General features: G+C 37.9%; 21 protein-coding genes. 20 read left to right on the top strand and 1 reads right to left on the bottom strand.

Annotated features, from left to right (window positions below; translation table 11 throughout):
* The first annotated feature begins 78 nt into the window (after positions 1 to 78).
* From BMY14_RS17710 to BMY14_RS17695, 4 genes are all read left to right on the top strand, one after another.
* Entirely contained in the window at positions 79 to 744 is a 666-nt protein-coding gene (locus tag BMY14_RS17710) for a hypothetical protein (RefSeq protein ID WP_091834824.1), read from the top strand.
* 125 nt (positions 745 to 869) lie between these two features.
* Positions 870 to 2411, top strand: a complete 1542-nt coding sequence (locus BMY14_RS17705) for a type VI secretion system Vgr family protein (protein WP_091834822.1) — start codon at positions 870 to 872, stop codon at positions 2409 to 2411.
* Between the two features lie 18 nt (positions 2412 to 2429).
* Positions 2430 to 3038 carry a hypothetical protein gene (locus BMY14_RS17700; RefSeq protein ID WP_091834820.1) on the top strand — a complete coding sequence of 203 codons (609 nt, stop codon included), beginning with the start codon at positions 2430 to 2432 and terminating at the stop codon, positions 3036 to 3038.
* A gap of 33 nt (positions 3039 to 3071) precedes the next feature.
* Positions 3072 to 3350, top strand: a complete 279-nt coding sequence (locus BMY14_RS17695; protein WP_091834814.1) for a hypothetical protein — start codon at positions 3072 to 3074, stop codon at positions 3348 to 3350.
* A 185-nt stretch (positions 3351 to 3535) separates the two neighbouring features.
* On the opposite strand, the gene BMY14_RS21085 is transcribed toward BMY14_RS17695, so the two are convergent.
* Positions 3536 to 3661 carry a hypothetical protein gene (locus BMY14_RS21085; protein ID WP_281246468.1) on the bottom strand — a complete coding sequence of 42 codons (126 nt, stop codon included), beginning with the start codon at positions 3659 to 3661 and terminating at the stop codon, positions 3536 to 3538.
* 170 nt (positions 3662 to 3831) lie between these two features.
* Between BMY14_RS21085 and BMY14_RS17690 the strand changes: the two genes are divergently transcribed.
* From BMY14_RS17690 to BMY14_RS17615, 16 genes are all read left to right on the top strand, one after another.
* The gene (locus BMY14_RS17690) at positions 3832 to 4839 is read left to right on the top strand and encodes an ROK family protein (RefSeq protein WP_245741470.1); all 1008 of its coding nucleotides are present in this window, start codon (positions 3832 to 3834) and stop codon (positions 4837 to 4839) included.
* Between the two features lie 15 nt (positions 4840 to 4854).
* Entirely contained in the window at positions 4855 to 5772 is a 918-nt protein-coding gene (locus BMY14_RS17685) for a PHP domain-containing protein (RefSeq protein WP_091834808.1), read from the top strand.
* A gap of 67 nt (positions 5773 to 5839) precedes the next feature.
* A complete protein-coding gene (locus BMY14_RS17680) occupies positions 5840 to 7015 on the top strand; it encodes an MFS transporter (protein ID WP_091834805.1) in 1176 nt (391 codons plus the stop codon).
* 285 nt (positions 7016 to 7300) lie between these two features.
* Positions 7301 to 7483, top strand: a complete 183-nt coding sequence (locus BMY14_RS20760; protein ID WP_218144930.1) for a hypothetical protein — start codon at positions 7301 to 7303, stop codon at positions 7481 to 7483.
* A gap of 33 nt (positions 7484 to 7516) precedes the next feature.
* Complete coding sequence (gene glmS / locus BMY14_RS17670) at positions 7517 to 9346, top strand: glutamine--fructose-6-phosphate transaminase (isomerizing) (RefSeq protein ID WP_091834800.1); 1830 nt, start codon at positions 7517 to 7519, stop codon at positions 9344 to 9346.
* A 1454-nt stretch (positions 9347 to 10800) separates the two neighbouring features.
* Positions 10801 to 12972, top strand: coding sequence for a transcriptional regulator (locus BMY14_RS17665; RefSeq protein ID WP_091834797.1), 2172 nt, complete (start codon positions 10801 to 10803; stop codon positions 12970 to 12972).
* A 96-nt stretch (positions 12973 to 13068) separates the two neighbouring features.
* Positions 13069 to 13494 carry a membrane-associated protease 1 gene (locus BMY14_RS17660; protein WP_091834794.1) on the top strand — a complete coding sequence of 142 codons (426 nt, stop codon included), beginning with the start codon at positions 13069 to 13071 and terminating at the stop codon, positions 13492 to 13494.
* A gap of 51 nt (positions 13495 to 13545) precedes the next feature.
* Positions 13546 to 13986, top strand: coding sequence for a membrane-associated protease 1 (locus tag BMY14_RS17655; RefSeq protein ID WP_245741467.1), 441 nt, complete (start codon positions 13546 to 13548; stop codon positions 13984 to 13986).
* A gap of 83 nt (positions 13987 to 14069) precedes the next feature.
* Positions 14070 to 14513: a J domain-containing protein gene (locus BMY14_RS17650; RefSeq protein WP_091834789.1), complete on the top strand. Its 444-nt coding sequence runs from the start codon at positions 14070 to 14072 to the stop codon at positions 14511 to 14513.
* A 13-nt stretch (positions 14514 to 14526) separates the two neighbouring features.
* Complete coding sequence (locus BMY14_RS17645) at positions 14527 to 15135, top strand: hypothetical protein (protein ID WP_091834786.1); 609 nt, start codon at positions 14527 to 14529, stop codon at positions 15133 to 15135.
* Positions 15136 to 15150: 15 nt separating this feature from the next.
* Positions 15151 to 15657 carry an FHA domain-containing protein gene (locus BMY14_RS17640; RefSeq protein WP_091834783.1) on the top strand — a complete coding sequence of 169 codons (507 nt, stop codon included), beginning with the start codon at positions 15151 to 15153 and terminating at the stop codon, positions 15655 to 15657.
* A gap of 15 nt (positions 15658 to 15672) precedes the next feature.
* A complete protein-coding gene (locus BMY14_RS17635; protein WP_177177654.1) occupies positions 15673 to 16515 on the top strand; it encodes a PP2C family protein-serine/threonine phosphatase in 843 nt (280 codons plus the stop codon).
* 28 nt (positions 16516 to 16543) lie between these two features.
* Positions 16544 to 18667, top strand: coding sequence for a PP2C family protein-serine/threonine phosphatase (locus BMY14_RS17630; RefSeq protein WP_091834777.1), 2124 nt, complete (start codon positions 16544 to 16546; stop codon positions 18665 to 18667).
* Between the two features lie 31 nt (positions 18668 to 18698).
* The gene (locus BMY14_RS17625) at positions 18699 to 19982 is read left to right on the top strand and encodes a hypothetical protein (protein ID WP_091834775.1); all 1284 of its coding nucleotides are present in this window, start codon (positions 18699 to 18701) and stop codon (positions 19980 to 19982) included.
* Complete coding sequence (locus BMY14_RS17620; RefSeq protein ID WP_091834772.1) at positions 19979 to 20674, top strand: hypothetical protein; 696 nt, start codon at positions 19979 to 19981, stop codon at positions 20672 to 20674. The genes BMY14_RS17625 and BMY14_RS17620 overlap by 4 nt, the downstream gene beginning before the upstream one ends.
* 21 nt (positions 20675 to 20695) lie before the next feature.
* Complete coding sequence (locus BMY14_RS17615; protein WP_091834769.1) at positions 20696 to 23344, top strand: Hsp70 family protein; 2649 nt, start codon at positions 20696 to 20698, stop codon at positions 23342 to 23344.
* Positions 23345 to 23407 lie beyond the last annotated feature (63 nt).

Genomic DNA, 23407 nt, shown 5'->3' with positions numbered 1-23407 from the left:
CATAAAAATTCAGTATACATATTTTGTAAAAGATACGAAGCTTTTTGATAAACGGATGCAAAGGAGCATGAAAAGGTTATGACTGAATATGCAGATGAAAAAATCCGTCGGGTAATTAATCAAGCCGAAGAACAGGCGCAAATAGATAATCAAAACATTTACGAGGGAATCACTGTCACGGACAAATATTATGAATTTGAAGAGATGGCTTTTTTCGACGATACATTGAAAATACAGATTCCCATTAATTTTATTGACATGCCAGATGAATTTGCTAGATTAAAATACCTCTCTAGTGACCGTCCGCAGATTATCAAAACGGATGACACGGGCAGTATTAACATTACGATGAACCTTGTTCCCCAGAACATAGAAGATCAACAAATTCTAGAAGTGAAGGAAGGCGTCAAGAGTCTCCTCAAACAATTAAACCCTTCCTATTTATTTCTCGAAGAAGGCGTGGAAACGATTGAGGAAAAAACTGTGGGATTTTTTGAATTTAAAAGCCCTACCGTTGATGATTCATTGTTTAACCTTATGTTTTTTGTCGAACTTAATCATAACGTAATGATGGGGGGCTTTAACAGTCCGTATAGTCAACATGTAGCATGGCGACCAATCGCTCGCCAAATCATGCAATCTATAAGAATAAGCCCTAAAACTGTAGAAACAGTTGCTGACAATCCAGACCCTAGGAGGGACAAACAAGTTATGGATTCTATGTCAATGAAAAAGCGGTATTAAACGATCATGGTCGTGTTGAGAACAGCAATGTACCCTTGCTCCCAAGTGGGAAGAAGCCAAAGATACTACCCTGGTCAAAGTTAAGTCTTTAACGTTAAATATAAAAAAAGTGGTGATGAACATCAATGTCAGCCATAACCTATGACAAAATAAAAATTACCAGTCCATGGAACATCCAGACAATCTATGAACTTTCCATAAAGAAAACACTGAACAATCATGCTGAATTGCGCCTGACTGCACTGGTAAACGAAAGCGACGCTAGTAAAGTAGGTCTGCAAGAAACAACCGAAGACCAGATAAGGGTCTATACCGATGATGGTGAAACTAAAAGCTGGCTATTTAAAGGACGGCTTAAAAACGTAAAAGTCAGCGTCAGAACGGGACTTTATACGATAACAGCCTATTTCCTATCCGAAACCTCTGTTTTTGATAGTGAACAAAAAAACCGCTCTTTTCAAGATACCAGCCTTACATATAATGATATAGCAGCTAAAATTATGGAAGACTATCCAGAAAAAAGCTTTGAACTGACAGCCGATCCAGTAACCATTGACGGTCCCCTTATTCAATACCAAGAAACCGACTGGCAGTTTATCAAACGGTTAGCCTCCTATCAGGAAACAGTCATCGTGCCGGATGTCACCATGGACAATCAAATTTTTTCTTATGGTTATCCAAAAGTTTATGGAGAGAAGACCCTGCCGGATGATATTGCCTACAGTAGCGGGAAAGACATTAAAGCCTATTATACCGATTACGACTATAATCCCAACCTTGTTGAAAATGAATATACCTACTTCGAAGTCGAAAGCTATGATGAACTCACCTTTGGCGATAAAGTTACCTTTCATAACTACGAAATGTATGTCGGTGACGTGACGATTGAACTCAAAAAAGGGCTATTGGTCTATAATGCAACATTAGTAAGACAGCTGACCATTCGGCAAAATCCCATCTACAACGAAAAAATACAAGGAAATAGTATAGAAGGCACTATACTTGCTGTACAAAACCAAGAAATAAAGCTGCATCTAAATATTGACCAAGAACAAGATGAAGCCACTGCCTACTGGTATCCCTTTGTACCACCAACCACAGACATACTGTATCTTATGCCGCAAATCGGTACAAATGCCAGCCTGTACATACCAGGGCTAATGGAACAAAACGCCATCATTACTGGCTGTGTACGAACCAATGGCGCAGAATGTGAACAGACCAGTGATCCGAGTACCCGTTATCTTGCTACGGAATACGGGCAAGAAATGAAACTCGCGCCTGGTGGTATCTACTTTACCGCAGGACGCAATGACCTGGTACTGACCTTCGATGACGAAGAAGGCGTAACTATATCCAGCCACAAAGGAATCGTGCTTGAAGCGAAAGAAGAAATCATTATCGATTCCAAGACAAAAGTAACCTTTAGTTCTCCAAATCAAATAAAAATGGTTACACCAACTGGTGGACTTTCGATGGAAAATGAGATACATTTTGCAAACATGAAGACTATTATTGACTGTGCAGATGAAACTGAGCTGCCGGCAATTGAACAGCCAAAACCTAAAAAAACAGAAGCTTTCATTATTAACAAAAAGCAGGAAGTGTCAGGGATAAATTGGAGCCAAATAAGCCAAACTGCTATTGGCGCTGTACCTGTAAGATAGGAGATATCGAAATTAAACATGGACAATGAAGAGAATGATCAAAAGGATCAATCCAATCAGATAGATATGAGCAGTCTACATAGGGCCGCTCTTGGGGCTAGAGCTACATTATCCGACTTAAGTGATTTTATGGTGCAAAAAACTAGAGACATTCTAGATGATAATGGTTATTCGAGTTCTATATCGGGGGCTGTAGATGCAATGACGGGAAAGCGTCTACAGGAAATGGGAGCTCTTAAAAATATAGGACTAGAAGACAAGCTGGGGAATAGAATTCTTCAAACTAAAGCAGTAACTACAGGTGGGAAAATTGCGAATTTTGTTGATAAGTATAGCCCACTAGGAACTGCTGGTACAACTCTTTATGGACTCTACAAAGATAGTACTAAGTATTCAGGGGATAGCCGAATCTGGGCAATGCTTTTAACTGGAGCAGGTACGTTAGGAGGAGTTGGAATCGGACGTGGTTTTGAGAGCATCGGTGTAACAACAGGTGTTGTTGTTGCCGGTGGTGCTTTTGCAGGTAAATTAATAGGCGATGTGACTGATAAAGTGAAAGATGCACTTTGTATTGATGAAACCAAATATGGAAGTACGGATATTCGTATACCTACAGATCAAGCATGATTCGGGATAATTAAAATGTAGGAGGATAGATAATTGACGGGTATATTTTTCGGCATGAATTTAAAATACTTACTATCGATGCTAATAATGTTTGGGCTATCCGTGTGCGGTATTTATTATGCATTAACGTTAAAAGGTAAGGGCAAGATAATAAATATTTTTTTCTTTTGTGGTGCTATTTCGACATTTCTTTCTGGAATAAAAACGTTAGCAACACACACAGGTATTTTTGCACAATATTTACCTATTATAGAACCAACATATTGGATTTTAGCTTGTATAACAATAATTTTGATTTTCTTTTTATTATGAGGACATTAGAAAAAAGTACAGATTTACCCTAACTGCCTAAAATAATTTAAAGTAATTAAGATATAAGGGGATAAAAAATGACTGGTACATTGATAGGGTTGAATATGAAGTACTTACCTTGGCAGTTATTTGTACATATTATAATGAAAGAAAACAAAAGATATTGACTACTTTTTTACGCTGTTTTACGTGGCGATATGTTGTTTAACCCCTGTAATACAAGGAGGAAGCCCTATACTATAAGTACCTAAATAAGACTTAGGATCTAGTGTCCCACGACGTGCAGGTTCACGTCGTGGGTTCCGCATCATTTTAAATTTAAGCTCCCCACAGGTTGTGCGAGCTTTTTTGCGTTTATATAGAGGTGGCTACGCGTTACGCGAAAATATAGGTTTATCAAAAGCTTGACATTTTATAATTTACTTAGTAAAGTATATTTATAAACATACTTTACTAAGCGGAGAGGACGTGAACTTTGATAATGAGTGTAAATATTACGCTTATGAGAGAAATGAATCTCAATGTATTACGTAATACGCTGCAGCGCTGTAAACGGGCATCTAAGCCACAGCTAGCGGAGCTAACCGGACTTAGTGTGGTTACGATCAATACCTTAATTAAAATACTTTTAGAAAATGGTGAGGTTTTTGAGGGTTCTACAATAGCTGCCACTGGTGGCAGACCCGCAGCAGAATATCATTTTAATGAAAATCATCGCTTGGCCTTAACGATTTATATGCGTGAAGTAGACGGCAAAGACACCGCGTTTATTTCTGTTGATAATTTATTCGGTGAAAGTGTTGAAACAGAGATAAAAACACTGATGAATATTCAAATCGATGATTTTGATAAAATCGTTGAATTTTATTTGCAGAAATATCCTAAAATCAGCTTGCTTGCTTGTGGCATACCCGGCAGAGAAATAAATGGGAAGCTCTCCATTTTTGATTATAGGGGACTACGCGGCATCGCGTTTACGGATCATTTCAAAGAACAATTTCATTTGCCAGTCATTTTTGAAAATGATGTCTGTGCTGCAGTTATTGGGTATTGTTCTAACAAAAAAAAATTTATGGATGAATGTGTGGTTGGCATTTATTTTCCAACAAACTATCCACCAGGAGCCGGGATTTTTATAAATGGGAAAATTTATAAAGGGCGGGATGGTTTTGCCGGGGAGATTAAATATCTGCCCATAGGGATTAAGTGGAACGAGATTGGGCCTACGAATTTTCCCCTCCAAGAAACTTCACAGCGGATGATTCTTGCTATTACCAGTTTATACAATCCGTCAAAGGTTATTTTATACGGGGAAGCTTTTTCCAAAGGGATGGAGCAGGAAATTTTAAGATTGTGTGAACAATCAATAAACCAAGCCTTTTTACCTGAATTGATTATAAATAAAAACTTTAATGAAGATTTTGCCAGAGGAATCCGTCAGCTTGCATTGGAAAATTTGACGGAAAATGTAAAACCCATTAAAAAATAGAAAGCAGGTTGTTGTATGGAATATTGGTTAGACTTGCATATGCATTCGAATAACAGTAATGATGGTGAGTTTTCACCAGAACAGCTTATGGAGTCCTGTTCGGCTGCGAATTTAAAAACAGTAGCTGTTACAGATCATAATTCGGTTTCTGGTGTCAGATACGCTGAAGTGGCAGCAAATAAATTCGGTATGAAGTTGATCACTGGTATTGAATTAGATTGTACATATTTAGGCTGTAATTTGCATTTATTAGGGTACGGGATTGATAGTTCAGCAGAGATTTTTTCTAAAATTGAAACGACGGTTCATGCACAGGAAAAACAAGCTTCACGTCAATATATGAAACTCATAAAAGATTTGGGAATTGTATTTGATGAACAACAAGTTATGAAACTTGCTGTTCGTGGTGTTGTTACGGCTGAAATACTTGCAGAGGTTGCTTTAAGTGATAGAAGAAATGATGAAAATATATTGCTGCAGCCCTATCGGTCTGGTGGCAGTCGCAGTGATAATCCATATGTGAATTTTTATTGGGATTTTTGTGCACAGGGAAAGGCGGCACATGTACCGATGCAGTTCATGAAATTAGGTGAAGCAATTAAAATCATCCATGATACTGGTGGTGCAGCGGTACTGGCTCACCCGGGAGCTAATATCGGTGTGGACGAAAAACTAGCCGAAGGGATCATTGATGAGGGTATCGATGGCATCGAAGTGTATAGTAGTTATCATGATATAGAAACAGTAGAGTTTTATCGGAAAAAATGTAAAGAATATGACCTTTTGGCAACAATTGGCAGTGATTTTCATGGTGCGACAAAACCAGCTATTCATTTGGGGGAAATGGGAATGGAAAAAGAACCCGAAATCTTGTCTCGCCTACTTAGGCTGATCCATGATAGACAGGAACATAATAAAAAAAGTGATCTCTAGTCGATTATTTTATTACGACATAAAGGAAAAAATGGAGATTGAAAATATATATATATTGGAGATTATTATGGAAGAAATTATCGAGAATGTAAGACAACATAAGTGTGTGCCATCGAGTATCTGGCAGCAGCGAGCGACAAAAGCTTTGTTTTTTATTGCTGGGTTTGGTGTTGCCGCGTGGGCACCGCTCGTTCCTTTTATCAAAATCCGTTTTGGCTTGGCGGAAGATACACTCGGCTTGCTGCTTTTATGTATTGGTCTGGGGTCTGCGGTTACAATGCCTTTGGCTGGCCTTATGGCTTCACGTTTTGGCTGTAGAGTGGTTCTAGGCTTGGTGGGTATTTTGTATGCCTTGGTTTTATTTGCTATCAGTTTGATGACAAACCTGACAATGCTGATTGGAGCATTATTCATTTTTGGTGCAGCGATGGGAACTTTGGATGTTGTAGTTAATCTTCATGCTGTGCTTGTTGAGAAGGCTTCGGGTAAACGGTTGATGTCGGGAATGCATGGACTTTGGAGCGTCGGTGGTTTTATGGGGGCGGCTATTTTTAGTATGCTTATGTATATGGGGTTATCTCCGATCACGACGATCTTGAGTATTGTGATTATTATGTTTGTTGTATTAGGTATATTTGTGCCTCATTTGCTGCCTTATGGTGGTGATGGCCCCGCTTCGTCCTCACTTGCCTTTCCAAAAGGAATTGTGGCTGTCATCGGGATATTATGTTCTATTTCTTTTTTAGCAGAAGGTGCAGTTCTTGACTGGGGGGGCGTTTTCTTGACTTCGGTGCGTGATTTTGATTTATCGCTGTCTGGTTTTGCCTATGCAGCTTTTTCAGGGTCAATGTTAATTGTAAGGCTGGCTGGTGATAGAATTGTGCAGAAATTTGGCGAAAAATACATTGTGATTGGTGGCGGTGTTTTAGCCGGCTTTGGATTTTTACTGGCGATGCTGGCACCTGGGGCAATCTTGTCGCTGGCTGGATTTTTCTTTGTTGGTGCAGGGGCTGCAAATATCGTTCCGGTGTTTTATTCTTTGTTAGGCCGCCAAAAGGTGATGCCAATTCCAATCGCGGTTTCTGCGGTTACGACTATGGGATATTTGGGGATACTTATGGGGCCGGCTGTGATAGGTTTTGTCGCACAACGGACTAGTCTGACGGCTGCCTTTGGAATGCTTACCATTTTGTTCTTGTTTCAGGCCGTTGCTGCAAAATATGTTTTTCGAAAGGTGCTTTAATAAAAATTAAAGTGAATTTATGTTATCTTTTTCAGCGTTACGGTCATTAAAAATTAGAATATGAGAAATTTTCCTTAATGAGCAAACTGTTTAAAAATCTTAGGGCTTGATTATTTGATCAAGATATATTAGAATATGAAACATGCGAAGGAGCACCTGCATGCTCTTTTGTAATGTTATGATAAAATTGAATTAAATTGATCCTGTTGTTTATTTTGATGAATAGGGACTGGAGGGAAAAAGAGTTTACGGAAAAAGTGAAAACTTTAGCGCTAGCTCTTGCTTGTGAAGCAAGAGGACGAGGAAGAGGTTGTCGAATTATCAGCGGATGCCTCTCGGCTAAGCCATAGTCGAAAAAAGCCGATAAACCCGCAAGGTGACTTGTGGAACAATACGGTTTATAAATGGCAGGCAAACAGGATAAGATTGGCAAAGATGCTGAAAATGCAGCATCTTATTAAAATGTAAAAAATTACGAAAAATTATTGGAGGATATATATTATGTGTGGTATCGTTGGTTACGTAGGTACAAAACAGGCAGCGCCATTTCTTATCGAAGGTTTAACAAAATTAGAATATCGTGGGTATGATTCCGCAGGAATTGCTGTCTTTGATGGTGAAACAATTAATGTTGAAAAAACAGTGGGACGTTTAGCTGCGCTTAAAGAAAAACTTGAAGGACACGTACCGGTAGGCTGTGTAGGTATTGGTCATACAAGATGGGCAACGCATGGTCGTCCTTCGGATCGTAATTCACATCCGCATACGGATTGTTCTGGTGATTTTGTTGTGGTTCATAACGGGATTATCGAAAATTATATGTCGCTTAAAGAACAGCTTATTAAAAAAGGCCATGAATTTAAATCAGAAACAGATACAGAAGTCATTGCTCATTTATTGGAAGAATTGTATACTGGTGATTTTGAAGCTGCGGTGCGTGAAGTATTAAAACGTATTGACGGTTCATATTCTTTGGTATTTATGTCCAAAAATGATCCAGATAAATTAATTTGCACGAAAAAAGATAATCCATTGGTTATTGGTCTTGGCGATGGTGAAAATTTCATTGCATCCGATATCCCGGCTATTATTGCACGGACTCGCAAAACGTATATCATCAATGATGGTGAGGTTGCTGTAGTTAAAAAAGATTCAATCTGGATTACAAATCGTGAAGGTCAGCCAGTAACGAAAAAAATATTTGAAGTAAACTGGAATGCAGAAGCAGCTGAAAAAGGCGGTTATGAACATTTCATGCTCAAAGAAATCCATGAACAGCCAAAAGCAGTTCGTGAAACAATGTCAGCTCGTGTTGCGAAAGATCATAGTGCCATTATTATGGAGGAACTCAAATGGAATAAAGAATATTTAGATTCATTCCAGAAGATTTTTGTTGTAGCTTGTGGTACTGCTTATAATGCAGCGCTCGTTGGTAAATATTATATTGAAAAATTAGTACGAATTCCGGTTGAAGTCGATATTGCTTCGGAATTTAGATATCGTTCCCCAATCATCGATGATCGTACGTTAACAATCGTGGTTAGTCAATCTGGTGAAACAAGTGATACTTTAGCGGCCCTTAAAGAATCAAAACGTTTAGGCGCAAAAACATTGGCTATTACCAATGTAGTTGGTTCTTCAATCGCTCGTGAAGCGGATCAGGTTATCTATACCTGGGCAGGTCCGGAAATTGCTGTAGCATCAACTAAAGCATATACAACGCAGCTTATTACGATGTTCATGTTAGCAATGTATATGGCTGGCATCAAAGGTACTGTTACGCCAGAACGCACGAAAGAACTGCTTACGCAGCTTCATCAGATTCCAGCGCAGATCAGTGAAACATTAGAAGACGTAGAACCGATCAAGACATTTGCTAAAGAATATGGTTTTAATGAAGATGTGTTCTTCATTGGTCGTTCTTTAGATTATGCTGTAGCCTTGGAAGGCTCTTTGAAGTTAAAAGAAATTTCCTATATTCATGCGGAAGCATATGCAGCAGGGGAACTCAAACATGGTACGTTAGCGCTCATCATCGAAGGTGTTCCTGTTATTGCTTTGGCAACACAGAAAAATGTTTATGAAAAAACTTTGAGCAATATCAAAGAAGTAAAAGCTCGCGATGCTGTTGTAATTGGTATTGCTTCAGCTAATGATTCAGAACTGGAAAAATATGTCGATCATGTAATTAAAGTTCCGGAAACCGATGAACTTTTGATTCCGATCTTAACGGTAGTACCGCTTCAATTGCTTGCTTATTATGCTGCAATTACGCGTCAGTGTGATGTAGATAAGCCACGTAATCTTGCAAAATCAGTAACAGTTGAATAATTGAGTGCAGTGATTTTGTTATAAAAGCACATTTGTAAAAAGTTTGAAAACCACCTTTCGTAATACAATAATTATTATGAAAGGTGGTTTTTTTATGTTAAAAACGAAAAATATTAGTCAAGAAATTTTGTGATATTTAGCTCAAAAGGATGCATTTCAAACCCGATGAGCAGTGTCAATAGAGCATATAACAGCTTTATATGCTCTATTGAAAAGCAAAAATCATACGTTTTCTATAAATATAACAAATTTTATAATTTATTATATTTATAAAAAATGGTGAAAAAATATCTTATATTTAGAGTTTCATCCTAGATATAAAGAAATATTTTTATATTACGACGACTATAATTTATAAAAAATAATGAATTCATAGCAGTTTTGTTGAAAAATAAGAACGCAAAACTATGATCCTAAAGACTGCCAGACTGTCCAAATGTAAATTCGGACAGTCTGGCAGTCTTTATTTATATAAAACAGAATAATAAGGGGTATTGTGCTAAAAAAGCCTATAAATACTGATCAAACAGAGTTTATAACGGAATATTGAGAGAAATAATTTCAATATTACAACTTATTTCTCTGAAAAATATATATGAAAAATATGGGCGAATTGGGTAAAAATTTTAATTTTGTAATGATATCTATAAAAAATCATAAAAATTTTTTCTTCAAACTATAAAAAACGCAGGACCCGCAGGGGTTTGTCCATATAGATAATTGACTTGGACCAAGAAAAAAACTGGAAATTTATAACTAATAAAATTCTTTTTTTATTGACAATTTCATGATTTTAATGCTTTTATCTAAGACAAAAGTACTGAAAAATAACAAAAAAGGGACTATCATCCTGTATTGTAATAAAATGTCATCATTGCTATAATGTTATAAAATGTATGGTGTTCTTTGAGAATGATTTCACAAAGAATACTCGTTGAATAGAGAAAGGGGCGTTTTGTAATAAAAAGTTTAAAAAAGTATAACAATATATTTAAAGTATAATAACATATTTTTTTGCATTAGCATTTTGGATTAAGAGAAGAACGATGCGGATCAGAATAAAATCAGTATAGAAATGCTGAACCTTTTACGGACATTCGTTACCGATATTGGTTATCGATTCCATATTGAAATAGATTTGCAGCTTATAACGGTTTCGTAGAAATGTTTAGACCATTGACAACGGTAACAAATGATAAAGGACAGAGGAGTTTAACCGAAGGGTTGATTCAACTGGATCTATAGATTTAGTGGGTTGTTTTACTTCAAGAAATTGCCCATAAGACAGGTGCAGCAAGTTGCATTGTGAATACTACTGAAGACTTAAGGGAAGCTTTCAGTAGTATTTTTACTGTTGCATTTACATAATGCATTGTTCCTATGCCTATAATTATGTCTGTTGGTCAAGCACAGGAAATAAATCTAAAAATATTGAGTTGGAAAGGAATATCAGAATGGAAATAATTGAGCAAACCAATCGAACAATTTTGTTTGAAGAAATTAACCCAGAAAAACTTGATCTGCTTACCATGGTAGGGGATACCAAAGGGGTAGAAAGTTTAAGTGATGAAAAGATTAAAGAAATAAATGAGGCGTTGCTGGTAAAGAGTTTTGATGAGTTTCTGGATAAATTTTCTCCAGTAATTTACTCATTTTATAATGCAGCGAATCAAAAAGTACTATACACATTAAAAAAACCAGAAAATATTATGGATAATTGTATTACTGAAATTCCAATTAATAAGCAAAATGATTTTGTCAAAATGCTGATTACCTTAATTGATGCAAAAAGTGCGCAAGGGACAGCTAATGTGGACTTCAAATTTGAAAACCTGCTTGATATGATATCGCCGAAAAAAGTAATGGATGATATTCGGCAGTCCAGGAAAGAAATTCGTTATGTTTATAATCAATACGAAGCAATAGAAGAAGGCGATCCCCAAAAATTGGATGTTGGGGACAAGTTAAACTACATGTTTGAAGAGGCCAGTCAAAATTACAATAACATTATGGCTATGTTACCTTTAGCTATTGAAGATATCAAAACAAGGCTTCTGTTAGGTAATGGTGATCAAAAAGGTTCGAATGAACTTCTCCAAATTGGTGTGCTTAGTATGGGGGGGAATGGTGAATTAAAAATCATTGAAGCACCGAAGAGTGAGACTACGGCCCTGACTGTTCTTGATGACAAGGCAAATACTGGACTGATAAGTGCTTTCGAAGAAGATTATGAAGCTGTCAGTGACATATCATCCGGTTATGTAAAGAGTTTGGTAGTTAGAACTTTTTGTCCACTGCCATCAACGATGCAGAGTGAAGTTGATGTTTCAACCGAAGTACAAAACTATAATACATATCTTGAATTTTATAAAAATGCCAAAGATGATTTTGTTAAGACTGTAAAACCACTAGTGGAAAAAATTATTGGCGTCAAAATGTTTTTCGATCAATATGCCTTGAAAAACAAAGGTATGCAGCCTACTTTACTGGTGACAAATACCAAATTAGAAATGATTGTAAAAAGCAGTAATATTTCTCGTTTGGATACATTTCTAAACACAGTGAATGCCAAAAATGATTTTACAAACACGGTATGGTTTGGCATTGTGCCTGAAGTAAGTATGGAATTAGGTACCAAAGTAAAAATAAGCCGTGAACGGTTTAAAGGGAATGAACATAGCAGCCGCAATGACGCGAATACGATGGAGTCATTGGCTATCTTACTAAACGCTGTTAAAGAATATAAGATTCAAATCTTTTTCAGCTTTGAAGGTAAAGAGGAAACAACCTTTAGTCATATAGCAACTGCTGGTATAGACCGGTTTATTGACAAATGTTCTGCGTTAGTTCGTCAGGATTATAGTGAATACGCTATACCATGTATACCAAATTTCACTATTATTCCGAAAGATAAATCAGGCGTTATCCTTGATAACAAAATGACAATTAATGGAGTCGGTGCTGCTGAACTGTCCAAAGAGAAAGAAGATCTTATGAAACTTTGGATAGAAGGTGTTTATATTGGCAGTTCCTATATTGCCGCAGGTTTGGTCGCGTCATATCAATGTCCGTATTTTTTAAAGGAGTCATTTAAAAATACAAATAAAGACTATCCTGGTGTACGCTTTGACATAGAATCTGGCGACAATGCCTTGCGGACTACGACCACGATGGCGAAAGAAATATCTGGTTTCACCAATAATATCAAAAATGCGATTAATAGGAAAAATTTTGGTTTCATCTTTTCATCGGAAAATGCACAGGTACAGGGAAAAGATATAAAAAAAATCACTGTATATAAGGCTAGAAGTTTAGCGGGCGATGGTGATGAATTTGATTCGATCTACAAAACGACCGTTAGTACCTATATTGAAAGAATCTTGCGTTTTAGCAGCAATGATTTTAAACAAGATAATATTGTGTGGTTTTTTAGCAAAAACCCTAGCAGTCAAAAAAGCATTTGGTTATCTACCAAAAATTACATCAACTCCATCATCCAAGAGGGCGATGATATTAACTATGCCATTGATGATAAAAATGGACTATGTCAAATTGATATTACCTTTAATGGCAATGTGAAAAATCTGGAAGTTGCAATTACAAAAAATACTGCGGCTAGAGCGTAGGAATAACATTTCATTCAGCGATCTTTTTTTAGGCAAAACACAAGAAACCTTTGTCTAACATAGATAAATTAACGACTAAATAGGAGGAAAATTTTCATGGGATTTAAACTTAAGATTGAAGGCCAGGAAAACATCGAATTAGGGGTTAAAAGTATTGTAACAGTAAAATTTTTAACAGATACACCCGACGATTCTAACGCTCGCTCCACTGACCTGGGCACATCCATTATCGTTACTGGTAAAATACTGGCTGCAGTAGGTGGAGACGAAGCTGATGGAACAATGAAGATGGGTAACTGGTCATTGGTTCCAGCAGAAAAAGCGGATTGTTATAGAAAACTTACCATTGAGGTAATCGCTGCTGATCAAGTGGTGAGAAAGTTCTATTTTCCGAATGCTTTTGTGGTTGATTATACTGAAAACTTTGGTGATGAAGAAGGCACTGGTACTTTTTCTCTGCACATGAAGCAAAAGAAAGATAAACTTTCGGATGTTACAGTTGAAGGCGGTTATTCGGCATAAGGTTGGAGTGTGTTAACAAAACATGCCGCGGATCGTATAAAAATTATATAAATGGAGCTGATATCGATGGGATTTACATTGAAAATTGAAGGTTCAGAAACGATTGATCTGAAAAAAGAAAATATTAAAACAGTAAAATTTTTAACCGATATACCGGATGATTCTAACGCGCGTTCTGCGGATTTAGCGTCTAGTGTGACCATTACTGGTAAAATACTGGCAGCTGCTAATGGCGGTAGTGCTGACGATACGATGAAACTGGCTAAATGGTCACTTGTACCAGCGGAAAAAGCTGATTGTTACAGAAAAGCGACGATAGAAGTGGATGCCGCTGATCAGGTGGTAAGAAAGTTCTATTTCCCAAATGCTTTTGTGGTAGATTACACGGAATCATTTGGTGATACCGAAGGTACGGGTACATTTGAATTGGTGATCAAACAGAAAAAAGATAAATTGACTGATTTGACCATTCAAGGCGGCTATCAAGGATAATAGAAACAACCTAAAGGGGCATTGCCTCTTTAGGTTGTTCTCTTATGAAAAAAATTCTAGATATTTACAAAAGGGAATAGATCATGAACAACTTTTATGAAGTATTAGAAGTAGATTCTGGCGCCAGTGCTGAAGCAATTAAAAAAAACTATCGCCGCTTGTCGAAAAAATATCACCCTGATTTAAACCAGGGAAATAAAATTGCGGAAAAACGTTTTAAAGAAATTACCGAAGCCTATTCCGTACTTAGCAGTGTGGAGAAGCGATTAGAATATGACAAGAAAAATGCAACTTCTGCCGAAAAACAACAACATCGGACTGCAGAAAAAAAGCAAAAAATACAGCCAGATTCAATGGATGGATTTGATATAGGCAATGTTCGCATGCAGTTTGGAAATTTTTTTGGCTTTGATCCAAAAAATAAAACCAAAAGTGGGAATTTTGCTGGAGGGACTAAAAATCAATCTAAAAATCCATTAGATACATCTGATATTTTCGAAGATTTTTTTAAACCGAAAAAGAAATAATGGGGTTGATTTTTTGACACAGACAAAAGAAGAATGTTTGGCTAAGCTGCCTGACGAACAAGAAATACGCAAAAAACGTTTGCAACGGATCGATATAAGTATTGTTTTCTTAGTAGCAGTTATTTGCGGATTTATTTATGGGTATTATCCCAATCATGAATATGACTTAGAAAAATATGTTTTACTATGTATTTTTGGTGCTATTGGCATGTATTATGCTAGTCATTTAATAACACCAAAACATGAGAAGCTGCCACCTGCTGCTGTTGCCGAGGTTAAAAGTGATATCAGCGGTATTGTTATGCTCAATGAGAATGGTGTATATATGAAAGAATGGAATGTTCATGGGTTGGTAGCGTTAATCATTGGAAAAAACACCAAAAACAAAGAGGTTGAAATAGATTTGAGTGATAGTGCGTATGATGCCTTAATTCATGACGAGCACGCTCTAATGAATTTTGCCGGTGGCAACTGGTACATAGAAGGATTGCATATGCCAAGTAGTGTCAGTATTAAAAAAAGTACGGATGGGATGCGCTATCGGCTTTCGGACAATAGGCCTTGTAAGTTAGATCCAGGTGATATTGTATATATAGCTCATACGCGGCTATTGATAAAGTAGGAAGAAGGGAAAAAAATGAGCCTTACTAGATGTGAAAATGGACATATGTTTAGTTCCAGACGTTATGGGACAGTTTGTCCTTATTGTAATTTAGAGACTGCTACCAGAGCAAAACCGGAGATTGCTCCACAAGAGGCTGAATTAGAGGAAGACTTGTATTATGAAGAAATTGAACCGGTCTGTGGTTGGTTAGTGTGTATTGAAGGGGTACAGCGGGGCTTGGATTATAAAATCCGTACTGGTAAAAACTTTATTGGTCGTGCGGATGATATGGATATTCAAATATTACGCGATAATACAATTTCCCGGCGAAATCATGCCATTATTGTATATGATCCTAAAAACCGCAATACAGTGCTGCTCCCGGGGGAATCTTCCGGTATTGCCTATCTCAATGGCGACGCAGTATATATTCCACAAGAATTGGGAGCTTATGACATTATTGAATTAGGAAAAAGTAAATTTTTATTTATTCCTTTTTGCGGTGATAATTTTGAATGGAAAGATAATGATGAAAATTAAATGATGGAGTGGAACATGATATACATCACATATATATTGGCCGTTGCTTGTCCTTTGCTTGTGTTTGGTTTGATGATTTACCGCTATCGTTTATCGATTGAACTGTTGCCGGAGAAAGCTCCAGTAATAGAAATAGGCGAAGAAAATGCGATTGGCAGTATAGAAGTACAAGAAGATGCTGGTGGGGCAGCGCAAAAAGATTGGGGCCTTTTGACCGTATTGGCTGATGGGATCGGCAAGGGACAAGCCGGAAGGAATGCTGCGCTTGTCACGGTACGGACATTCTTACAGTTATTTAGTAGTGAGGATGTTACCGGAAATACTTCATATTTTTTTACCCAAGCTTTTAATCAGAGTAATCGGGAAATACTGGAACGTTTACAAGGCTCTAAAGGTGGAGCCGGTGCCGCTGCAGCTTTGATTAGTAAAGGTTATCTTTACTATGCTTCTGTAGGCGATGTGAAAATTTCCTTACTGCGCGAGCAAGAATTGGTTCCTGTCAATGATGGACATACCATGAAAACAGCTGCTCTGCGGGGATATAACAATGGGGTATTAGATAGAGAACAGGCTCTGGCCATTAGTAAAACAGATCGTCAAGCAAACTATATAGGTCGTGATGGCTTTAAGAATATTGAAATAGGCCGCGAGGCGATTATGCTTATTCCAGGCGATATCGTTGTATTGATGACAGATGGTTTTCATAAATGCATTTCTTGTTTGGAGATGGAAACGATCTTAAATCAACCATTATTGCCACAACAGATAGCGGAGCAGCTGATTGAGGCTTTCAACAAAAATCCAATGCAAAATAAAGATAATGCTAGCCTGTTTGTACTACGGTATAACGGAGAATAAAAAAACAATACCGGGAGGATTGCAAACTATGAGAAAAATCAATGCAAAATTTAATACAGCATTTATTTCAGAAGCAGGCAGTTTACTACAGAATAAAGACTATTTTGCTTTTGTAGAAATGGATGATTTTGCCTGTTATGTTATTGCTGATGGAATTGAGGATGATATTGAACTGGAAAGTGCTAAAATCGCTGTGGCCAGTATCATTCGTCAATTTAGTGAAAAACCAGCCATTGGGCAACGCTCAATTAAGAATTGGCTAAAGACGGCCAACAAGGAACTCTTGGCTCTTAGTCGAACGAAGCGGCTCAAGGCTTCTGTAACAGTGGTGGTCACTGACTACGTTAGTATGGTGTATGGTATGGCCGGAAATACCAGATTAATGCTGTTTAGAGAAGGCACGTTAATTCATCAGACGTCAGATCATTCTTTGAGTAATAATCTGATGGAAAGAGGCGTCATATCAAAAGATAAAGTTGCCAGCCATTTAGAACGGCATAATTTATATTGCTATCTAGGGCAGCCATATGATTTTAAACCTGAAACTTCTTCACGGATTAAACTGGTCGAAGGAGATATTATTACACTGTTTACGCGTGGCATTTGGGAAAATGTAGATGATGGTGAAATAACGGATGCTGTTAGCGATGCTAGAGAGCCACAGGAAGTATTAAACAATGTCGAAGATCTGCTCTTGTCAAAACAACCTGCTAATTTGGATAACTACACATTGGCTAGTATTTTTATTGATAAACTATATCAGGATCCAGGCAGACGCAAGATATTAATCAAAAGAATATTGGCTGTGGCAATTCCCGTGCTGCTCATTATCATCGGTCTGTTAATTTTCTCTCATATTACCCAGGCCCAAAGGCAGGAGCAAGTTGATATCATGAGTGGGCATCTAAAACAGGCGCAAATGTTGAGTGAACAAGATAATTTTGTTAAAGCTGCTGACGAATATAAAGAAGCGTTGGATATCGCTCAGAGATTAAAGCTCAAGAATGAACAAAGACAAGTGGAAAGTTATTATAAAACATCTACTATAATTGTTGATGCGGATACGGCTATGCATCAAAAAGAGTTTACCAAAGCAATGGAAAAATATAATGATGCAATGGCTTCTTCTTATCTTTCTGATAATTTGGGAGCCGATTATATATCCAAACAGCAACATGCACTTATCGATTATATGAGAGTGTCAGAACTTATACAAAGTGGCGATGAAAGTTTGGAGAAAAAAGATTTAATCAAGGCTCGTATTGCTTATACGGAAGCCAAAGTTCTTGCTACGAGAATATATTTTGAAGAAGGCCGTAAAGAGGCTGCTGAAAAATTGGCCAAATTAAATGATCAAATGAAAGAAGACGGTAATCAAGCCAAAGAAAAAGAAGCTGCTGTTTATGTACAACAAGGCGATGCTATGGCTCGAAAAGGCGACTTTGAAGGGGCCGTTTCGATGCTGTCTATTGCTTCAGGCATGTATGACCAAGTTGGCAAAACGGATAAATCCACAGCCATTCAACAGAAGATTGATAGTATTGAAGATAAAATGACGGCTGGGGAAAAAGCAGCTTTAAATGAAAAAATAGCTCAGCAAGCTGAGCAATATGAAGCAGAAGGTGATCAGGCACTAGCGAATGGTGACTATAGTAATGCGCAGGATCAATATTCATATGCCCGTACACTCTATAAACAAAGTGGGAACAAGGATAGTGCGTTATTAGTACAGTCTAAAATTGCTAATTTAAATAGCAAACAGCAAGATGCCTCAAAATCTGACCTACAGAGCAGAGCCCATGACATGGAAAAAGATGGAGATTTAAAAGTAGCTCAAAACCAATTTGATGATGCTAGAATTTCCTATGCGGATGCTCTGGCAACCTATAGTGCAGGTGGGTTATCGAATAACGTTACAACGGTTCAAAGCAAAATTGATTTGCTTGATCAAAAAAATACAGCCTATGAAGCACAAAAAAGTAAGGCTGTTGCCTATGTTGCTGACGCAGATGCGAAAACGCAAGCCGGCGACTTTAAAAATGCTAAATATCTATACTTACTAGCCCATGATATCTATGAAACCCTTCACTTGAAGGAAGAGAAACAGCAAGTGAATGAAAAAATAAAAGCATTAAACAGACTTTCTAAATGAGCAGTATAACCAAGATGAGAGGGGAAGCACCGTGAAAAATCAAATCGCTGCAAAATTAAATGGTATAAGTAATCTGGAGGACAGACTGATTTTAAAGAATGTCCTAAATGAGGTGTTTTTGCAAATGTATGAACACAGTGAGACGATGTATCGGCAGTTAGAAGATCGAGTATTTGCCGAAATGGAGGAATCTCCTCATTGCTATGATGTTTATACCACGGCAGTTTTGCGGCGAAATATTGATCCGGTTCATTCTTTTCTTAGACCTATGCGGACGGAAGACTTGACGGAAAAACAGTACGATATGGAACGTATCGCAGAAACAGCGCTGAGCATGAAACCATTTCCGCTGATGAAAGTCTTTTTTAGCTGCGATTACCGGAAATTGAAACAGCTGCTTACCGGCAGTCCAGTTTTTCATGGTGCAATCATTACCAACGAAGGCAGCCTGGAAGCGACCTTTACGATTCGGCAGGATACCAGCTATTTAGAACAAGTGGAAAAACTGTATCAAGATTTTATAAACAATAATGTACCCTGGAAAACCATTAACCACCCTTATATATTCCGTTTTGCTGAAGTCATATTGCAAAAATGTGAACGGCAGCCGGATAAAGACGAGAGTATTAAAGAGATTAAAGTAGACTTTGGTGACTTTGGACAATATGTTCATTACGATGTTCTACCACTATGGAATGTTGAAACCCTGCAACTTAAAGCGAACGGCTTTCCTATGCCTTGCCAAGATAAAATTAATTTTGAACATACCATAAACTTGGATGGCACTGGAGTGGAAGATGGCTATCTAACCGTGTTTCAAGACCTTATTCGCTACAGCCGCCGTACAAGGACAGCTTTAAATATTACGGCTTCGGCTGCCAGTAAGGAAACTTGGTCGGTTGTGCGGATTATCAGGCCAACACAGGGGGAAAACGAAAAGCAGGATTACTCCTTAGTATCGAATGCCAAACGTCAGGAGTTTACTGATATTTTGTCGCAAAGAAGTTTGCGAGTCATTCGTACAGAAGCAGAAATTAGACGGTTGATCGCTTCTTTTGTCGCTGCAAAGAACTTGCAACTTTCTCGTATCGAGATTGTTTCGCGTAAAGCAAAAGAGGCAGACATCGGCGAAAGTTATGAAATGAATTTTTTCATTACGGATGAAATTCGTCGCTCCGACTATCAAAGTAAACTTATGTTATATTTTACTACGACGGATGCCGAAAATTTCTTGAACTGCGATCTTATGAGTTTTGTTGTATCAGAAGTTCAGTGGCATTATCCTGATTATAAATGTGAGGGCGTCTTGTTATGAACTACATCTGGGATACGGCTATAAAAGCCGTCCGCCAGGGAATAAAACGTGAAGACATCACCTTTTCCTTCGGCAGCAGCTATAGTCCATATATGGAATTAGCATTTGATAATCTTAATACGACACAGCTAACAGCACCATTAAGGGTCGAAATGAACCCTTATTATCGGTTCTGTGATATTTTTCAAAAATTTCTAGATATAAATTTTATTGGTCATGAGGAACTGAGGGCAGTCTTATTTGATTTGATTATTCACCATTTACTATTTCTTGACTGTCAGCAGGGCCTCAATAAACGTGAATACTATGGCAATTTTATCCGTAATGATATAGAAAACGGTGTGTTTGGTCAAGAAATCAAGGAAAGCATACCCGCCTTTACTATAGATGAGTTTGAGTTGATCATTGATAATATTCTTACCTTGTATTCAACCCAAGCTTCCATTCAACTGTTTAAACAAGTCGTGTGCAGCATATTTACGGACAGCATCATCTATTATCGAAGTGAAGATACTCCGGAAATGCTGATTTACCTAGGAACAGACGAGACGCAAATAAGCTGGCAAAAGATCAGCACGCTGCTGGCATTATTTTTACCATTAGGGTTTAAGTATCGTATGTACTGGCGAGATCATTTTGGACTCATCGGTTATGAATCAACCATGAGTGTTAACCATATTGTTATCTATTAACCAAGAGTAAGGGAGAAGACCATGGCAAGCTATACCTATAAACTATATAAAAACAACGAAAAAGTATCAAAACCTCTGCCTAACAAGCAATATATACGCAGGGAACTGGAACTGATGACCACGCATCAGCTCCGAGAAATTTGTATCAAAGAGAAACTGGTAGAAAGCATGCTGGGAACCTTGGATCGCTATGAATTAATTGAACTTATCATGCGCTATCGGGGTGCCACCGAAAATATGTTGATTACAGAATACCTGCTCACTGGACAAGAACGACTAGAAAAAATTACGAAGCATATTGATATTTTTCTAGAAAACAACAAGTCCATCCAAAATCCTTCCAGAATTGTGATATATGAAGGTTTAGATACTGACAAATACGATCGCTATGTTGTTCATGCCCCCAGCATATTGGAAGAATCCAATGTTCTCTTGGTCAGTGGTGATAAAGAATTGTGTGCTATTTTTAATCTAATCGCCGACAAAAATAAACCAGGTCGATTTTACTTAGTCCGTAATGGCAAGCTGCCAGCCAAAGAATCACAACACAAAAATTATAGCCTGCTGTATTTTGCGAAGCGAGAATCGGAAATCCTGTATAACATCTATAATGATGAAAACATGCTTCTGCCGCAAAGTATGAAATGCTACAAGCTGCCGCTTCTAAATTTTGAAATTAAGCAGCCGATCGAAACCGCGCAGCCTTTAGCTATTGATTTTGGTACAACCAATACCACGGCCGGTCTATACATTGATAGAGAACTATACAGTCTTATTGACAAAGGCGGTGCGGAAGAAAACCTCCTAAAGTCGGAAGACATAAATCTGGTAGAAGTGTTCTGCGATACGGATGATGGTGAAATACTGACCCCACTTATTCCTTCCGTGGTAGGAATATGGAATATCAAGGATACGGCTGAAGATGATATAGACTATGTGTTTGGGTATGAAGCTATTAAGCTGGCTAGAGCCAATTATATCCATGAAGGGTTTTGTGTATTTTTTGATATAAAACGCTGGATTCGTGATTTTGAACGCCAAGAGGAAATCACGGACCGTAAAGGTCGACGCATATTTAAAAAACGTAAAGAAATCATCAAAGTATTTTTGGAATATGTTATTAGGATTGCCGAACAACGGTTTAAATGCAAATTCACAACATTACATCTCTCCTCGCCGGTGAAAGAAAAACAACGCTTTTTGGATCTTTTCGGAGAAATCCTGTCCGCTTGGAATCTGGAAACGGAAAATATGCTGGATGAAGGCGCGGCGGTACTATTTAATACAATTTCTGGTTTTTTAGAAAAGAATACGGGTCGGCACATTGATAAAGAGGAGCATCAAGCCTTGGTTATTGACTGTGGCGGCGGCACGACGGATCTGTCTTCCTGCGTATTTAGCATCGAAAGCCGTCGCGTATCCTATAAAATCGATATTGAAACTACCTATGAAAATGGCGATACTGACTTTGGTGGCAACAATCTGACCTTTCGGATTATGCAGCTCATCAAAGTGATGTTCATGGAAAAACTGACTGGTACGGGAGCCAAAGCACAGGATATCCTAGCTGCCTTTGACAGTGACACCTATCGTGAGGTGGATCAGGCTGGTATCAGCGTTGTATATAAAATGTTGGACAATGCGTATGAAGAAGCCGAAATCTTTATTCCGACTCGCTTCAAAAACTATGAAAGCGGCAGTCCCCAAGAATATTTCAAAGTGAAAAACAATTTCTATTTCCTCTTTCAATTGGCCGACGACATTAAAACAGAAATGTTTGCTCGACATCGTTATCAGCGTATTGTTATCGACAGCGAAGAACAACAGCAGCTGAGAAGTGGTGAAAAACTCATCTATCCGGGTCGTTGGCGCATGTCCACGCAAGAAAGAGGCGAGCTAAAGACCATTCGTGATACACCGCTTATTAGCTTCACCCGTTATGATGTGGGTCTGCTCTTAAAAGCCGATATCTATGAAATTGTGCGCAAGTTTATTGAAGAACCCTATGAAACAGGACAACTCATGGACTATAGTGTGATAAAACTAACCGGTCAATCTTGTAAAATCAGCTTATTTCAAGATGCCCTCAAAGAATTTATCCCGGGTCGTGTCATTGAATTTGGCGGACGTGAAGGTACGGATGGACCGGAACTCAAACTATCCTGTCTACGAGGAGCTATCAAATATCTAAAAGCAAAAAAAGGCGGTTATGCGGAAGTCACTATGCGGCACAGACCGGCCGTTCTGCCTTATATTATTACCGCGGAAACTCACATCGGTGAAGAAAAAGTATTGGTTGCTAGAGACGGTGATCAAACTCTAAGCGGAAACATTTCCCGCTTTGCGGAAGGTGTGGCTTTAAAACTGCATCTGAAAAATCTCAGAGGCGAAGAGCGCTATACTTACGTCTATGAAAATCGTCGAGAAGATTTTTGTCCGGTAACCTATGAAGATATCCAGGCAAAATACAGCGACAACATTATTCAGGACGAAACAGATAACATTATTGAAAACGAAATCAAATATTTTGTTTGGTATAAAGAAAGTCAATGGGGGTTTGAAGTAGTGCCCGTATTACGACAAGGCGGCAGTCTATATCTAGGCCGCAGTGAAGTGTTTACATTTGAAAATGATTTATGGGAAAATAACTTCTTTGATGGATTGAAATAAAAAAATAATAACGTGTTTCAAACAACACGCCACTATATTTTAATGAGGCTGGTCTAATATACT

It is taken from the genome of Propionispira arboris, from assembly GCF_900109225.1.
In the GTDB taxonomy this organism is placed as follows: Bacteria; Bacillota; Negativicutes; order Selenomonadales; family Selenomonadaceae; genus Propionispira; species Propionispira arboris.
Note: the sequence above shows the minus strand (reverse complement) of the source record. Positions and strands in the feature narration are given on the sequence as shown.